Annotated in this window: 13 protein-coding genes; 5 read left to right on the forward strand and 8 right to left on the reverse strand. The window is 45.1% G+C overall.

From position 1 onward, the window contains the following. The first annotated feature begins 58 nt into the window (after window positions 1–58). On the forward strand, window positions 59–910 hold the full coding sequence (locus tag AC4JOV_RS07480; protein WP_229938206.1) for a M90 family metallopeptidase: 852 nt from the start codon (window positions 59–61) through the stop codon (window positions 908–910). Here the strand turns inward: AC4JOV_RS07480 and ftsH are convergent. Next, entirely contained in the window at window positions 888–2,729 is a 1,842-nt protein-coding gene (gene ftsH / locus AC4JOV_RS07485) for an ATP-dependent zinc metalloprotease FtsH (RefSeq protein WP_229938205.1), read from the reverse strand. The two genes, AC4JOV_RS07480 and ftsH, sit on opposite strands and share 23 nt — an antisense overlap. A gap of 206 nt (window positions 2,730–2,935) precedes the next feature. Here ftsH and AC4JOV_RS07490 point away from each other — a divergent pair, with 206 nt between their 5' ends. From AC4JOV_RS07490 to katG, 4 genes are all read left to right on the forward strand, one after another. Further along, on the forward strand, window positions 2,936–4,666 hold the full coding sequence (locus AC4JOV_RS07490) for a YgiQ family radical SAM protein (protein ID WP_229938204.1): 1,731 nt from the start codon (window positions 2,936–2,938) through the stop codon (window positions 4,664–4,666). 252 nt (window positions 4,667–4,918) lie between these two features. Continuing rightward, window positions 4,919–5,743: an HAD-IIB family hydrolase gene (locus AC4JOV_RS07495; protein WP_491522128.1), complete on the forward strand. Its 825-nt coding sequence runs from the start codon at window positions 4,919–4,921 to the stop codon at window positions 5,741–5,743. 115 nt (window positions 5,744–5,858) lie between these two features. Beyond that, window positions 5,859–6,890, forward strand: a complete 1,032-nt coding sequence (gshB, locus tag AC4JOV_RS07500; protein ID WP_229938202.1) for a glutathione synthase — start codon at window positions 5,859–5,861, stop codon at window positions 6,888–6,890. A gap of 435 nt (window positions 6,891–7,325) precedes the next feature. Next, window positions 7,326–9,506, forward strand: coding sequence for a catalase/peroxidase HPI (gene katG / locus AC4JOV_RS07505; protein ID WP_229938201.1), 2,181 nt, complete (start codon window positions 7,326–7,328; stop codon window positions 9,504–9,506). A gap of 157 nt (window positions 9,507–9,663) precedes the next feature. Here katG and AC4JOV_RS07510 read toward each other — a convergent pair whose 3' ends face one another. The 7 genes from AC4JOV_RS07510 to AC4JOV_RS07540 form a co-directional block, all read right to left on the reverse strand. Next, entirely contained in the window at window positions 9,664–10,005 is a 342-nt protein-coding gene (locus AC4JOV_RS07510) for a hypothetical protein (protein WP_229938200.1), read from the reverse strand. A gap of 20 nt (window positions 10,006–10,025) precedes the next feature. Continuing rightward, window positions 10,026–10,673 carry an adenylate kinase gene (locus tag AC4JOV_RS07515; RefSeq protein ID WP_229938199.1) on the reverse strand — a complete coding sequence of 216 codons (648 nt, stop codon included), beginning with the start codon at window positions 10,671–10,673 and terminating at the stop codon, window positions 10,026–10,028. Window positions 10,674–10,825: 152 nt separating this feature from the next. Continuing rightward, window positions 10,826–11,632 carry a CorA family divalent cation transporter gene (locus AC4JOV_RS07520; protein WP_229938198.1) on the reverse strand — a complete coding sequence of 269 codons (807 nt, stop codon included), beginning with the start codon at window positions 11,630–11,632 and terminating at the stop codon, window positions 10,826–10,828. Between the two features lie 14 nt (window positions 11,633–11,646). After that, window positions 11,647–13,467, reverse strand: coding sequence for a mechanosensitive ion channel family protein (locus AC4JOV_RS07525; protein ID WP_229938197.1), 1,821 nt, complete (start codon window positions 13,465–13,467; stop codon window positions 11,647–11,649). A gap of 9 nt (window positions 13,468–13,476) precedes the next feature. Beyond that, the gene (locus AC4JOV_RS07530; protein ID WP_229938196.1) at window positions 13,477–14,424 is read right to left on the reverse strand and encodes an alpha-L-glutamate ligase-like protein; all 948 of its coding nucleotides are present in this window, start codon (window positions 14,422–14,424) and stop codon (window positions 13,477–13,479) included. Beyond that, window positions 14,421–15,977, reverse strand: a complete 1,557-nt coding sequence (locus AC4JOV_RS07535) for a UUP1 family membrane protein (protein ID WP_229938195.1) — start codon at window positions 15,975–15,977, stop codon at window positions 14,421–14,423. The genes AC4JOV_RS07530 and AC4JOV_RS07535 overlap by 4 nt, the downstream gene beginning before the upstream one ends. Further along, entirely contained in the window at window positions 15,977–16,537 is a 561-nt protein-coding gene (locus tag AC4JOV_RS07540) for an ATP-dependent zinc protease family protein (protein WP_229938194.1), read from the reverse strand. The genes AC4JOV_RS07535 and AC4JOV_RS07540 overlap by 1 nt, the downstream gene beginning before the upstream one ends. Between the last annotated feature and the right edge of the window lie 77 nt (window positions 16,538–16,614).

Genomic DNA, 16,614 nt, shown 5'->3' on the forward strand with positions numbered 1-16,614 from the left:
GCTCTTCTTTCCCTCACTTATTTCTCAATCTTTAACTCCTTTCAGCTATGATAACCCTATGGCTTATTATCTGATATTGATCCAATTCTTTTTTGCCCTGATCGCACTGTTCCTTTTCTGGAAGAGCATAGCATACTTTATCGGTATCTGGAGATACAAAAAGTTCAAAAACATGCCTCTCCCTCCGGCCTATAAAGCGCTACTCCTCTCCCTGCCACACTACCTGCATCTACCGGGTGATCTCAGGAGAAAGATAGATACACGTATCCTTCTCTTTCTCGATCAAAAGGAGTTTATCGGTGCAGGGATGGAGATCACAGAAGAGATCAAGGTGACCATCGCCTTTTATGCCTCACTGGTACGGCTGGGGTTTGGGCTGGATGCACATGACCGGGTGGCTACGATCATTGTCTACCCCGAACACTTCATTGTAGACCGCTCCCGTAACGAAGACGGTATCCATCATCAACACCGCGCTATACTGGAAGGGCAGTCAGCAAACGGTACGGTGGTACTCTCCTGGCAGGATATCCAACATGACATCTCCAAAGAGAGCAGAGAGAATGTCATTATCCACGAGTTTGCCCATGAGCTGGATTTTGAGGATGGGATGCCTGACGGTACGCCCGAACTTGATAGTTCATCAGACTATCCGCGCTATGCGGCAGCCTTTTCCAATGCGTTTATCATCCTGACCAAACAGGTCAAACGCAATCTTATCACGCAACAGGCTGGTTTTCTTGGCACCTATGCGCTGGAGAATGAGGCAGAGTTCTTCGCAGTCTGTTCCGAGCGTTTCTTTATGGCCCCGCAGAGACTCCAAGCGCTCTTTCCGGCGATCTATGCAGAACTTGAACATTTTTATAAGCTGGATACGCTGGCGCTCTTCAACACTCTAGAAGCGCCCTGATCTCATCGGCATAGATCACCTCTTTTTCGATAAGTTTCTCGGAAATAGCCACGATATCCTTTGTATGTGCGTTAAAGAGCTCGAGCATCTTTTTCTCTTTCTCTGAGATGATCTTGCGCACCTCTTCATCTATCAATTTTGCCGTCTCTTCGCTGAAATCCTTCGGCAGTGCCATCTCACGCCCCAAAAAGACATGTTCTTCCCCTTTTTGGTAGTAGACTGCCCCAAGCTTCTCACTCATACCCCACTGACTGACCATATGCGTCGCCAGGGAAGTAGCCTCTTTGAGATCATTGGCTGCGCCTGAGGAGAGATCACCGAGCAGCGTCAGCTCAGCCACCCTTCCTCCAAGCATCACACCGATCTTATCCAGAAGATAGGCTTGAGGAAAATTCCTGATATCTTTGAGCGGTAACTGCTCTGTCATCCCCAGTGCCTGTCCCCGGGGTACAATACTGACCTTCTCTATAGGGTCGGCATGTTCAAGCAGCAGTGCCGCCAACGCATGTCCGCTTTCATGGATAGCCACACGCTTTTTCTCTTTCTCATCCAGGACAAACTCCTGTTCAACCCCCATGATGATACGGTCACGCGCATAGAGCAGGTCATTTTGCGATACAGACGCTTTATCCTCTCTGGCGGCATGCATCGCGGCCTCATTGACAAGGTTTGCCAGGTCCGCACCGCTGAACCCTATGCTCATTTTGGCTATCTTTTCAAGGTCTATCGTTTCATCCTGACGGACTTTCGCCATATGGATATCCAGGATCTTTTTACGTGCATCGATATCGGGAAGTACCAGGGTGATCTTGCGGTCAAACCTTCCCGGTCTCAGCAGCGCATAATCCAGTATATCAGGACGGTTGGTCGCTGCGATGACCACCACCTTCTCATCCGTCTCAAACCCGTCCATCTCGGCCAGTATCTGGTTGAGCGTCTGCTCCTTCTCGTCATGGCCCCCGCCGATACCGGCACCTCTAGCCCTCCCCACTGAGTCGAGCTCATCGATGAAGATAATGGCAGGGGCTTCGCTTTTCGCTTTTTTGAACAGATCACGTACCCTTGCAGCCCCTACGCCGACGAACATTTCGACAAACTCGGAGCCGCTGATGGAAAAGAACGGTACTCCCGCCTCACCGGCTACCGCCTTGGCCAATAAAGTCTTCCCTGTACCCGGTGCTCCGGTCAAAAGAATCCCCCGGGGGATCTTTGCACCTATCGTTTCATACTTTTGCGGATTTTTTAGAAAATCAACCACTTCATAGAGCTCGATCTTGGCACTCTCAGCGCCTGCAACATCATCAAATGTCACCGCAACCTTCTCTTTGTCATACTGTTTGGCAGTGCTACGCATAAAATCAAACACGTTCCCCTCACCGCCCATCCCACCTAGCTGTTTTCTGAAATTATAGATACTGTAGAGAATAAAGCCCACAATGAGCATGAACGGCAACATCATCAGCAGGGAACCCCAGAACTTTGACTCCTTCTGCGACTTCACATGGATATCGACCCCATTTTTCTCCAACAGTTCCAGGAACCTGTCGTCCGCAAACGGGGGAAGTGTCGTTTTGATATACTCTGCTTTTTGTCCAACTTCCACTTTGAGAGAAGCACGCGCCAGGTCTTCATCGATCCATATCTCTTTGACCATATTCTGCGCGACCCTGCTTTTGAACTGGTTATAAGAGAGTGTCTCACTTTGGCTTTGTGAACCGATGTAGTAAAAGAGCTGCAGTGTCAGTATCAAAAAGAACAGCATGATCCATAGATTGGAAAAAGGCTTGCTCGGTCTGTTGGGTGTCGGCTGATCGTTCATGGTCTCTTCCTTCTGACTTCTTATCATTGTACCAAAATATTAAACATTTTATAACAGCAGTACCTCTCCTTGAATGTGTGATCAGAGCAATGACAGCTGTAACTTCTTCTTCGGAATGCTCTCTCTTTTAGATAGGATAAAAAGTATGATCTGTTTCTCAAACTCTTCAAGTAGCCACGGTCATAAAATTACGCTACAATGCGATTATGAAAAAAGAAAAAAGATTTTTACCTACTACCAGAGCCGAAATGGATGCACTAGGATGGGATCAGTGCGATGTGATCCTTGTCAGCGGTGATGCCTATATCGACTCACCGTTCATCGGTGTCGCGGTGGTAGGCCGTATGCTTGAAAAACTCGGCTACAAGGTCGGTATCATCGGACAGCCCGATATCAAAAGCGACAAAGATATCAAACGTCTGGGTGAACCGCGTCTCTACTGGGGTGTAAGCGGTGGAAGTATCGACTCGATGGTTGCCAACTACACTGCCACGAAAAAGTTCCGTAACAGCGATGACTATACCCCGGGCGGGAAGAACAACAAACGCCCTGACCGTGCCGTACTCGCCTACACCAACCTTATCCGCCAGAACTTCAAAAACACCGTGCCTGTCGTACTGGGCGGTATCGAAGCAAGTCTGCGCCGTGTGACGCACTATGACTACTGGAGCAATAAACTCAGAAAGCCTATCCTGTTTGATGCCAAGGCGGATATCATCGTTTACGGAATGGGGGAAGAGGCTGTCCGTGAACTGACTCAGGCACTGGACAGAGGTAAGGAGTGGAGAGATATCCGCGGACTCTGCTACATCAGCAAGGAGCCCGTAGAGGAGTTCATCCAGCTCCCTTCACACAAAGCATGTTTGGAGGAGAAAGAGAAGTATATCGATCTCTTTGACCACTTCTATGACAATAACGATCCGATCTCAGCCAAAGGGCTTTGCCAGGAAGTAGACGGGCGCTACTCTATCCAAACCCCGCCGTGTGACTATCTCAATGAAAAAGAGATGGACGAAGTAGCCAGCCTGCCCTACACCAGGGAACTCCACCCTTACCATAGACCGGAAGGGAAGGTGAAGTGTCTGGAGACCATCAAGTTCTCCATCATGACCCATCACGGCTGCTGGGGTGAGTGTAACTTCTGTGCGATCGGTGTACACCAGGGACGGACCATTCGTACCAGAAGCGAAGGAAATATCGTCAAGGAAGCCAACCAGTTCAAAGAGTATAAGGACTTCAAAGGGATCATCTCGGACCTTGGAGGGCCTACGGCCAATATGTACGGCTATGAGTGTGACAAGAAACTCAAACACGGAACCTGTGCACACCAGCGCTGTGTCGACTCCAAGCGGCTGTGCGGTTCCATGAAACCTGACCATACCAGAGTAATCGGCTTGATGAAACAGGTGAGAAACATCCCGGGTATCCGTAAGGCCTTTGTCGCTTCGGGTATACGCTATGACCTGATCAATGAAGACAAACGCAAGGGCTACAGCTACCTGCGTGAACTGGTCAAGCATCATATCTCGGGACAGATGAAAGTAGCACCGGAACATACGCAGCAGCATGTGCTTGACCTGATGGGAAAACCGGGAAAACAGACCCTTGTTGACTTCAAACGTCTCTATGACAAGCTCAACCGTGATATGGGAAAAAAGCAGTTCCTCACCTACTACCTGATCGCTGCACACCCGGGCTGTACAGAGAAAGATATGCATGAGCTCAAACACTTTACTACCAAAGAGCTGAAGATGAACCCCGAACAGGCGCAGGTCTTCACCCCTACTCCCGGTACCTACTCGGCCGTCATGTACTATACGGAGATGGACCCAGCCACACGTAAAAAGATCTTTGTCGAAAAAGACCCTATGCGTAAAGAGAAACAAAAAGCGATCGTGCAGGCAAAGGATAACTTTAAAAGCGGTTTTGCCAGTTAAGATAGTAAAAGAGCAACAAGTTGCGAGGGCGCTCTGCCGAAGAGTCTTTTTCGGACTTGTTCGAAAAGGAATAGTTCAAATGAAACAAAAAGCGATCGTTCAGGCCAAGGACAACTTTAAAAGCGGTTTTGCCAGTTAGGACCGTAGGTCGGGGTGCCCTCACCCCGACGTTTGCATGCAAGTTACATATGAGGTTCTATCACGAAAAGTGAGGGGTATCCCCACTCCAAGCTGCAAAAAGGAATGAATACATTGAAAAACAGCCCAATCTATATCACAGACCTGGACCATACCTTCCTACGTACGGATCAAAGCATCAGCGACTTCAGCGCAAAGGTATGGAATGAATTGAGCAGAGACTCCATCCTCTCTGTTGCTACAGCAAGAAGTTTTCAAAAGACCCATGATTTCCTCGGAAAACTTCACCTCCATGCACCGATGATCCTCCTGGACGGAACCATGGTCGTCACCCCAGAGAAAAAGCTGATCGATATAAAGCTGATCAACAAAGAACTTGGCGATGCGATCATCAACGAGGGAAAAAAATATGATATCTTCCCTTTTATCATCGCACTGAAGGATATGGAGCTCAACGAGTCTTTCAATGTACCCACAACGCTCAACCTATATCAAAAAGGGGTACTCAACAACTACGCGAATGATCCCCGCCTGAGAGTTCACAAAGAGATCCATGCAGAAGAGATGAACCTCAAGATCGTCTACTTTGGATCTTATGAGACACTCAAGCCTCTCACGGATCACCTGCAGAAGACCTTTGGAAAAGAGCTGGAGTACAAACTCTCTCCTGAAAAGTATAGCGACGGCTGGTTCCTGACTATTCTTCATCCCGAGGGAGACAAATCCCATGCGCTGGCAACGGTAGCGGAATACCTTGGCCGTGATACCCATGAGATGACCGTCTTTGGCGACAGTATCAACGATATCGGGATGTTCAAGCTGGCAGGTACTTCGGTAGCAGTCTCCAATGCGCTTGATGAAGTCAAAGAGGTCGCAGATATCATCCTGCCTCACTCCAATGATGAAGATGCCGTAGCAAAATATCTTTCTGAAAGATAACGCTTTCGGTGTAGTGATATGCACCGCTGTTTTTCAAAAAAATCCAAAAAAATAGCACTCATTTTCCTTCAAATATAGAGTATAATATGACATTATATTTTTAGTAAGGACAATGATGCATATTGGTTTTATTATTGCAAGTTGGGAGGGCATGGAGCCTCAAAAGAGTTCGACATTGGCGATCATCAAAGAGTGTATCAAACGCGGCCATAAGGTCTCTATACTCTATACCACTGATCTTACCGTAAGGAACAATGTTGTACATGGTTTGATCAAGACCATAGAAAAAATGGATAAAATCCCGGAGAGTATCGTAAGTTTTCATAAAAAGGTCACTTTCCAGAAACGTATGACTGCATTGCATGCCTTTGACTGTCTTATGATCCGAAAAGACCCTCCTATCAATCCGCTGGTTCTCAATTTCCTTGATGCGATCAAAGATGAAGTGGTTATCATGAATGATGTGGATGGTATACGCAAGGCCAACAACAAACTCTATACCACGACATTCCATGATCCAAATAATACCTTCCTGCCCGTCACCCATGTTTCAGGGAGTAAAAAATTCATCAACAAAACCATCGATGAATCCGAAGCGGAAAAAATGATACTCAAACCGCTAGATGCCTCAGGCGGAAAAGGGGTGATCGTTCTGGAAAAAAATGCGAAAGAGAATATCAACTCTCTGCTTGATTTTTATATCGATGAGGATGGAGACAAATATGTGATTCTTCAAGAGTTTATCGAGGGTGCAGACCAGGGTGATGTCAGGGTATTGATGCTCAACGGTAAATTTATCGGTGCCTATAACAGAAAGCCTGCTGCAGGAGAGATCCGTGCCAATATCCAACAGGGCGGTACCGCACACAAATATACGCTTACAGAGAGTCAACAACGTATCTGTAAAAAGATCGGCAGTAAACTGGTTGCAGACGGTCTCTACTTTGTCGGGGTAGATATGATCGGAGATAAAATCCTGGAGGTGAATGTACTCAACCCGGGTGGTATTACAAACATCAACAGACTCAACAAACTCAAACTTCAAAGAGAGGTGGTTGACTTCATTGAAGACAAAGTCAATGAAAAAGTAGAGAAGAGAATCGAACTGGAGTACCTGCTCAAACGTCTGAATGAACTGAGAGAGTAGGAATGAAGTGACAACTTTTAGTCACTTCACTCCTCATATCTCAGGGAAAGAAGATAACGCTAAACCAAACTGCAACAATAGATCATCCACTGCATATCACCTCTAAAGTTCAATCAATAAAAATGAATCTCCTTCGCTTTTACAGTTAGCAGAAGAGAGTTGTATCAGATACTAATGAGACAATACATTGACTCAATCTACACTTTCAATATTATATTTATCTATTTTTAATTTTTAAAAAAAATTATTTTCTACTTAAGTTTTTTTACATTACAATAGGAACAGTTTAACTATAAAACATGTGGGAAAAAACAAACGTTTCGCATAAAGTACTACAGGAGAATATGAAGGGTGAAGATCTTTAGTAATATAAAAGTGGTTTAGACGCCTTCCATGGCATCTTTCAATCAGACTTAACCTTCTTAGGAGGATGTGATGTTTGACACTAAACAATTTTTGAAACATACTTCAGGTGGCGGTACCTCAAATCAGGAGTGGTGGCCCAACCAGTTAAATCTCGATATCTTACACCAGCACTCTTCTCTATCCAACCCTATGGATAGGGATTTTAACTACGCTGAAGCATTCAATAGATTAGATTTAGATGCCGTAAAAAGAGATCTTCTAGCCGTTATGACAGACTCTCAGGAGTGGTGGCCTGCAGATTTCGGCCATTATGGTCCACTCTTCATCCGTATGGCATGGCACAGTGCCGGTACCTACCGTACCGGTGACGGTCGAGGTGGAGGCGGCAGCGGGAATCAACGCTTCGCTCCTCTAAACAGCTGGCCTGACAACGTCAACCTGGATAAAGCACGCAGACTCATCTGGCCCGTCAAACAGAAGTATGGCCGGAAAATTTCATGGGCTGATCTTATGATACTGGCCGGTAATGTGGCACTGGAATCAATGGGCTTTAAAACCTTCGGATTTGCCGGTGGACGTGAAGATATATGGGAACCCGAAAAAGATATCTACTGGGGTGCAGAAAAAACGTGGCTGGATGATGAGCGGTATAAAGGAGCGCATGAGGAGTTGGAAAACCCTCTTGCAGCAGTCCAAATGGGGCTTATCTATGTCAATCCGGAAGGTCCCAATGGAAATCCCGATCCACTTGAAGCAGCTAAAGATATACGTGAGACCTTCGCCCGTATGGCGATGAATGATGAAGAGACAGTGGCATTGATCGCCGGTGGCCACTCCTTTGGTAAATGTCATGGTGCAGGTGATGCCTCCCATGTAGGTCCTGAACCCGAAGCAGCCGCTATTGAAGCACAGGGGTTTGGTTGGGGAAGCAGCTTTGGTACGGGGAAAGGGGCCGATACTATCTCCAGCGGGCTGGAAGTTACCTGGACCTCTACACCGACCAGATGGGGCCATAACTTCTTTGAGAATCTCTTCGGGTATGAGTGGGAACTGACAAAAAGCCCGGCAGGCGCCTACCAATGGAGAGCAAAAGAGAGTGAAAACAGCATACCTGATGCCCATGATCCATCAAAACGCCATGCACCGACGATGTTAACGACAGACCTCTCTTTGCGATTTGACCCTGCGTATGAAAAAATCTCAAGACATTTCTTTGAAAATCCCGATGCGTTTAGAGATGCTTTTGCCAGGGCCTGGTTCAAACTCACGCATCGTGACCTGGGTCCACGTGCACGTTACCTTGGTCCGGAAGTCCCTGATGAAGAGCTCATCTGGCAGGACCCTATCCCGGCCTGTGACCATAAACTGATCAATGAGAAAGATATAGCTAAGCTGAAAGCCAAACTCCTTGAGTCAGGACTCTCAGTCGGTGAACTGGTCTCTACTGCATGGGCTTCTGCCTCTACCTTCAGAGGTTCGGACAAGCGGGGCGGTGCAAACGGTGCACGTATCCGTATGGCACCGCAGAAGGATTGGGAAGTAAATCAGCCGGAACAACTGACGAAAGTGGTTGCAGCACTTAAAAGTATCCGGGATGAATTTAACGATACACAGAATGAGAATAAAAAGGTCTCGCTTGCTGACTTGATCGTACTTGCAGGATCTGCGGGTATTGAAAAAGCAGCAATGAATGCCGGATATGATATTACCGTACCGTTTATACCGGGAAGGATGGATGCATCTGAAGAACAAACCGATATCAACGCATTTTCCGTTTTGGAACCAATCGCCGACGGCTTCCGAAACTACGAAAAAGCCAAGTACGCAGTATCCGCTGAAGCGTTACTGATAGATAAGGCACAGCTGCTTACACTTACTGCCCCGGAAATGACGGTTCTTATAGGCGGTATGCGTGTTTTGAATACCAATGCCGGAGGAACCCGGCATGGTATCTTCACCGATCGGCCGGAATCACTGACAAACGATTTTTTCGTTAACCTGCTTGATATGAGTACCGTATGGAAACCTCTCTCGGAAGATAAAGATCTGTTCGAGGGATGCGATCGTAGAACAGATGAACAAAAATGGAGTGCTACCCGCATCGATCTGATCTTCGGTTCCAATGCCCAACTGAGAGCGCTGGCTGAAGTCTATGCCGGTTCTGATGCGCAGGAGAAATTTCTCCATGACTTTGTAGCGGCCTGGACCAAAGTGATGAATCTGGATCGATTTGATCTAGTCAGGTTATAACACCTACATCGTATACGGACTGCTGCTTTTGAAATTACTAGGTTAAGAAAGGAAGATAATGTGGGCTGAAAGATCCATGCAACCGGAATATGGCGATTAGCGGTTAATATTAAAGGGGAACAACAGCATGGATCTTACAGCCCACATGCGAGAAGATCTACGCATCACAATAGTGATGCTTTAAACCTTTTCTATAGACTTCATAGACTTTTTCTGCAGGAATATGGTTATCATATATCTGCAAGATCTGACGAATAAAATTGATCGGATACTCTACATAGTGACCGCAATCCTCTTCATAATACTGCTCCAATGTCTCATACATCAGATCATAGATCCCAGGATCTTCTTTTTTGAGTCTCTGAAGATACGATTGGGCCTTTATTAAGGTCTGATCGCTAAACTCACCCCGTGTAATGTAGTTTTTTCTCTCTTCTACATAAAGTTTCAAACTCTTTTTATTTCTCACATAATCGCTAAACAGTTCAATCAAGGTCATTCTTTCTCCTTTTAAACCTGTTATATCCTTACGGCACGATAGGTATCGTTTGAGACATGAATAGCAGGAACAGTGGTTCTGCTCAAGATAAACAGTTCCATCAAACTTACCACAATATCAAGGGGCTTTTCCCCGTCAATGACTTTGATAAGTTTTCTTTCTGCATAAAATGTTCGTATCTCTGCCAAAGGCTCTGTATAGATCTTCATACGTTCCGTAAAGACCTCTTCTTTGTCATCACTTCGTAACTGACCCGGTGCAGCTTCCGCCGCTCTACCCAGTATACGCTCTCTTGCAACCTCTTCACTGACTCTTACTTCAATGACAGAGACAAGATTGATCTCCTCTTCTCTGGACAAAAGTTCATCAAAGACTTTCATCTGCTCAACACTTCGAGGGAAACCATCGATGATCACTACCTCTGTAGGTGCATATTTAATCGCTGTGATCACCGTATTCATAATGATCTCGAGAGGAACCAGCTCACCTTTTTTAATATAGCTGCTGATCGTCTCTCCAAGTTCACTGCCGCTGGCTATCTCATCACGAAGCATATCGCCTGTTGAGTAGTGAACAATATTTTCCTTGTGCCTTGCGGCGATAAGACTTGCATCCGTTGTTTTACCGGAGCCCGGTGCCCCGATAACAAGAAATAATTTTTTTGCCATGAAATGCTCCTTTTGGAAGTCAACTGATATATTATTTCATGTCAAAATAGCATTAAGGTAGCATTGATGAAAATTTTTAAACTTTTTTCTAAAAAATTATCAAAGGTATTGCTTCTGCGAAATGTACACTATATACCTTCTATCCGGTACCATTATTTTTTAGTATAGTCTATTTTGTTTCTCCATATAATCATCCCCGATAAGATCACAAAAAGGATCAACAACATACCTGATACTACACTTGAGGTGCCATCGGGTCCTTCAGTGAGAGGAAGACCGCTGGTATTCATACCAAAAAAACCGACCACAAGATTAAGAGGCAGGAATACTGCAGAGATAATTGTCAGCAGGAAAATGAGCCGATTCATCTTCTCTGTGGTACGCGTAGTGTAAAAGTTGAACAGATAATCCAGTTTGGCAAGTTGAAGTGCTGCAGATCTGTGTAGACGTTCACAGTGTTCATGAAGATCCGCATAATGGTTCAGAGGGAAATTCTCACTACTCTCATAGTGTATGACCATATCATTGAGTACCGCCGTTGCCTTTAGCATAACACGTTCAATACGTACAATATCCCTTTTGAGTTTCAGCCACCCATCCATAAAATTTTGCTGTTTTTTATCACTATAGAGCGACTCTTCAAGTGTTGAAATCTCATCTTCATATGCCTGAAATGCCCTCAGTACATTGTCAAGCTTTTCATCGATAATCCTATAAGGACCATCAAAACGTTTTGAAAGAATCTCCAGTTTTTGCGTCAGCGCATTAAAAAAATAACTCGCTTCTTCGGTAATAATGAATCCGAATGAAGTGACATCAAGTTCATGGATATTCATCACTACGGGTAAACGTATGATCAGCATATCATACGTTTCATTTTCATCAAAGACAGAAGGGTGACGTCTGTTATGCAGGTCTTCATGGTGTAAAGTATCGATGAGTGATTCGATGGTGTTCATACCTTTACCTCTCTTCAAATATCCACTCTGGTTTGATTGATATTTTTAACATGTAGATCCATCTGAGGGAATGGAATCTCTATACTATGCTTGTAGAGTGCTTTATATACGAGTATCAGGAAGTCTGACATGGTGGCATTTTTTCTCTGAGTATCCCAATCTATCCATACCAGCAGTTCATAATCCACACTGCTGGCACCCATCCCCGTCATACGAATCATCGGTTGCCTCTCTTCATTCTCTCCTCTATAATACGTTAATCCGCTTTGTGCAAGTTCGCTGAGTACCGCTTCCTTTACCCTTTCAACTTCCGTACCGTATGCCACACCAAAAGGGATATGAAGTCTTCGCATCGTATCATCCAATGTCAGGTTGATCACATTGTTCTGTATAAAGGAAGAGTTTGGAACGACGATATCGATATTGTCCAGTGTCTTGATCACCGTTGATCTGATACGCATATCCGTTACCGTACCTCTGAGTGTATCGCTGAGTTCGATAAAGTCCCCTACCCTTACACTTCTTTCAAACATCATGATGATCCCTGAAACCATATTTGACACGACCGTTTGAAGCCCAAAACCGATACCGATAGCCAATGCACTGGCAAACATCGAAAAAGAGGTGAGATCGATCCCCACACTATTGATAGCCACGAAAAAGGTAACGACAATGATAAAGTAATAGCCGAAATTAGCTATCAGCTTGGTTGTCATAGGTGTGGCCTTGCCCCAGCCTGAAGACCATCTTACGACACGTCTCCTATAAAGCGCTGCGATGAAGGTACCTATCACAAATATCAACACCACCTTCAGGATATCAGCACTGTTCACTGCTTTTTCGTTAAAGACAAATAAGGGCTTATAGAGCAGTGAAATAAAATAGTTGAGTGTATCTATCAGACTCTCTTTGGAGGTAATTACAGCGACAGAAGTCACACCGAAGTATGTTTTCCCCAGTGACCGTAGCAGTTGCAGATGCCGTTGCAGCCCATCTTTCTCAGAGGATGTCACAGAGGCAATGACTTCAGCAGATCTTTTCAATGCATCATAAAAGGAGTTATCTTTTTTTAGCGCAAGTTCAAAGAGTGCACTATCGAGCATACTCTCTGCGGTGATGATCGATGCACTGTTTAATTTCTCTTCCAGGGCTTTGCGTTCAACCAAGAGCGTCTCTACTTCCTTAGACTCTAGCAGTCTTTCATGTTCTATCTTCACATCCAGTGCTGCGATTTTACTTTGCAGTTCATCAAGAGTCAAAAGATTTTTTTTGATCCTGCTCAGACCTGTTTCATAGCCGTCTGTACCGAGTACAGGAAGTATACTGGCAAAAAGGCTCTCATTAAATTTGATGACCTCATCCAGCATGGTTATTTTATTACTTTCATACTCAAGCAACTGTCTGTAAAGCGTGTACTGCAGCTGATAGGTTCTTAACTTATCCCTGTTCTCTTCGGTGATATCCTTGATATGCTTTTTGACATACTCGAGCTTACTGCGTAACTGTTCGACCTTCTTTCTACTTTGGTCTAACGTCTGTTTGGCTTCGATATACCGATCTATACTTTTTTCAAACGCTTTGGGATCAACCTGACGCTTGGGATCAAGGTTCTCTCTTTGATAGTCGATCTGAACCGTTTTTTGATCCTGGGATCTGATCTGTGTTAAAAGGGCGGATTCAAGCGTCGCAGATTCTCTGTCGGGATCAGCGGTGATATTTGCTTCCATCTGCGTCAGGTATCTCTCTTTGCTCTCAGGAACAAAAAAACGTTTATCCACGTCTGACGCGGATAAGAGTGAGAAAAGAATCAAAAACAGGGATAATACTGTTCTCATGTTACTTCCTTATACCTTGCTCAGTATATTCATGCTGAATGCCACTCTTTCATCGGCACTACGCTCTTGTCTCTCCTCATCTATACGCTTGACTCTATGGTACTCCCCCTTGCCGTTGGCGATCTGTATCGCCAAACCGGGACGTGCATTCAGCTCAAGAAGGAGCGGACCGACATTTTTGTCAAAAACGATATCAGCTCCCAGGTAACCAAGACCGGTCATCTCATAACACTTGGCACCGATCTTCAATAACTCTTCCCAATGCGGTATCTGCAGGTCAGAAAAGTCATGTTTCGTATTGGGGTGGATATACACCGGGTGGTTGTGCTGAACGGCATTGATCGCCTTACCTGTTGCGATATCGATCCCTACACCGATAGCCCCCTGATGCAGATTCGCTTTGCCGTTACTCTCATCTGTCGGACAGCGCATCATTGCCATCATAGGGTATCCTTTGTAGACGATCAAGCGCACATCCGGGACACCTTCATAGCTGTAGTTTTGAAACACGGGGTCAAACTCCACCATCTTCTCGATGATCGCTATATCATAACGCCCTCCCAGAGAGTAGAGTCCACTCAGGATATTGGTAATATGGGTATGCACATCGGTAAGTGTCATAGAGCTACCGTTTGCCCTGATAAAGAGGTCATCTTCCCTGTGTGTGATCACCACGATGCCTTTTCCGCCGCTTCCATGCACCGGCTTGATCACAAAGCTGTCATAAGGAGCCAGAATCTCATGAAGACGTGCCAACTGTGACTGCCATTCGATCTTTCCGTAAAGTTCCGTTACGGCGATCCCCGCCTCTTTGGCGATCTTCTTGGTGATCAGTTTATTATCTACCAGGGGGTATTTACTTCGCTCATTATAGCGACCGATCAACTCGATATTTCTATAGTTCATACCGATCACTCCTCTCTCCCGAAGCTTTTTAATCTGATCCAAAAAACTCATGAATGCCCCAGAGGTGCAAACCTGAAGAGTTCGCTTAGACGGTAACCGGTATAACGGCCGATCAAAATGATCACAGCTAAAACGACCATTAACAGTTCAGGGAAACTGAAAAAGAGATAAGCCGCATACTCATTCATCATCGCAAAATATGCCAGTACGGCAACAAGCAGTGAGCCGCTCCCCTGGATCAATACCTCTCTTCCTCCCTCTTCTTCCCAAAGGATAGACATACGTTCAATCGTCCATGAAAGAATGATCATAGGGAAGAAGGTCACACTCAGCGCCTGTGTGAGCCCCAGCTTATAACTTACGATACTCATCAGCGACATGATCGCTATAACGACGATGATCACGGCTGAAATTCTGGCTACAAGCAATAACCTCAGCTTTGAAAGGTAAAACCGGATGAAGAGTCCTGAAAAAACGATCACAAAGAACATAATCAGTCCGTTGAGCAGAGAGGTTTGTATAAATGCCAGGGCAAACAGTACAGGCATAAAGGTTCCCATCGTTCGTATCCCTACAAGGATACGCAGGATCACTACGATCAATACTCCCATCGGTACCAGCAGGATCTGCTTAAATGCATTTTGCTGGGAACCCGGCAGGGTAAAGAGAGAAAAGTTCAGAAACTCACTATTACTTCCGTAGAGATTCTGCTGGATGGTGGAGACGACAGGTACCTGTGTCCGGATCACGGAGAAGCGTAACTTCGGTTTGCTTACCCCCTTGGTCTTGAAAAGCGCCTCATTGCCTCTTTGCCATATAAAAAAATTATTCGGTTTATAGACATGTCCTTTTTGATAGTCAAACAGTTTCCACCCCTCATCTGTCAACACTTCGAACATCTCGGTCAGCTTACGCCCTTTTTGTCGATCTTTGAGCGCAATACCCCGTACTTTCCGCACAGGTATATTTTCATGCATCAGGATCTTGACGATCTGTGATACGCTGTCCTCTCTTTTCATTTTCAACAGTATCTGCACGGAGTCACTTGGTGCTTCCCGATTAAACTGATCGATCAATTGCGCAGTAAAGGTAAGCGGGCCGGATGAGTGCTTGCGTACTGTCTCTATCAAGCTCAGAACTGCCGAGCGTTCTACATCATCCCATAAGGCAAACAAGGCCTCTCTGTCTACCTGAAGTTCGTTTTCAATAAACTCTGAAGCAGCCTCAGGCTCAACACCATAGGGATAGACAGGCTCGGGAGAGACCGTGATCTTATAAAAGATCTTCTGTTTTCCCTCTACTGTTCTCTTAGACCATACGCCACGTTCACCCTCTTTTGTTTCTGAAATCGTATACCCAAACTCTCCCGATTCACTCTCCTGAGAGATGATCTTCATATCTTCCTGTGGGGATGGCAAGGCCATCGAAATATCAGCAGGACCGTTTTCCCCGATAAAACTCGCTTCGGCACTGATCGTATAATAGTCTTTTTTTGCATGGGGCGTTAAAGGGATGTTTAAATAGACCGCTTTATACCATACGATAAAAAGGCCTACCGCCGCAAGCATAAATGCGATCACTACAACCTGAAACTTAGAAGACATTATTGCTCCTCATATAACTTAGGCATTTGGGTGTATTTCAGACTTACATCCACGACAAAACGTTCATATAAAAAATTCCGTCCGATCAACAACTTATATTTGAAGTTACTACGATCTGCCAACGTTACATCTACACTTTCGGAAACATCTCCCAATATCATCCTAAGACGTATCACAGGACGCGGTATAGACGCTTTACGATGCTGTTTGATCTTAATAAACTTCACAACCTTGTGTTTACTTGTATGACCGTTTATTGTGATCTGAACCCAGTCTTGCCCATCTTCATGCAGGACTTCCATCTCGTCTACACCCAAAGAACTTGTAGTCGCACCCGTATCAATACGTGCATCTAAAATAACATTCCCCGGGATGACCCTTACCTGCTCGACAGCACCGATAACCGGTTTTATCACCTCTTGATTAACCAACTCCTGTACCGTGATATTCTGTTCTTCGACAGTCTGATTCTCGTCTATACTCTCTTGTGCTACCGCCTGAGATACCAAGATCAATCCAACTACCAACGCTCTAACGATATAAACTAAACTGTTTTTCATCTTCCACCTTTAAACTAAATGAAGAGGTATAATTATACTTCATTATCATTATGTTTACAATAAGTAATTATTCATAG

This window comes from Sulfurovum sp. MH2-6, from assembly GCF_058374785.1.

Excerpts from the sequence above, each read along its gene's own strand:
- AC4JOV_RS07480 (WP_229938206.1), top strand. The coding sequence starts at position 59 with ATGGCTTATTATCTGATATTGATCCAATTCTTTTTTGCCCTGATCGCA.
- ftsH (WP_229938205.1), bottom strand. The coding sequence starts at position 2,729 with ATGAACGATCAGCCGACACCCAACAGACCGAGCAAGCCTTTTTCCAAT.
- AC4JOV_RS07490 (WP_229938204.1), top strand. The coding sequence starts at position 2,936 with ATGAAAAAAGAAAAAAGATTTTTACCTACTACCAGAGCCGAAATGGAT.
- gshB (WP_229938202.1), top strand. The coding sequence starts at position 5,859 with ATGCATATTGGTTTTATTATTGCAAGTTGGGAGGGCATGGAGCCTCAA.
- katG (WP_229938201.1), top strand. The coding sequence starts at position 7,326 with ATGTTTGACACTAAACAATTTTTGAAACATACTTCAGGTGGCGGTACC.
- AC4JOV_RS07510 (WP_229938200.1), bottom strand. The coding sequence starts at position 10,005 with ATGACCTTGATTGAACTGTTTAGCGATTATGTGAGAAATAAAAAGAGT.
- AC4JOV_RS07515 (WP_229938199.1), bottom strand. The coding sequence starts at position 10,673 with ATGGCAAAAAAATTATTTCTTGTTATCGGGGCACCGGGCTCCGGTAAA.
- AC4JOV_RS07520 (WP_229938198.1), bottom strand. The coding sequence starts at position 11,632 with ATGAACACCATCGAATCACTCATCGATACTTTACACCATGAAGACCTG.
- AC4JOV_RS07525 (WP_229938197.1), bottom strand. The coding sequence starts at position 13,467 with ATGAGAACAGTATTATCCCTGTTTTTGATTCTTTTCTCACTCTTATCC.
- AC4JOV_RS07530 (WP_229938196.1), bottom strand. The coding sequence starts at position 14,424 with ATGAGTTTTTTGGATCAGATTAAAAAGCTTCGGGAGAGAGGAGTGATC.
- AC4JOV_RS07535 (WP_229938195.1), bottom strand. The coding sequence starts at position 15,977 with ATGTCTTCTAAGTTTCAGGTTGTAGTGATCGCATTTATGCTTGCGGCG.
- AC4JOV_RS07540 (WP_229938194.1), bottom strand. The coding sequence starts at position 16,537 with ATGAAAAACAGTTTAGTTTATATCGTTAGAGCGTTGGTAGTTGGATTG.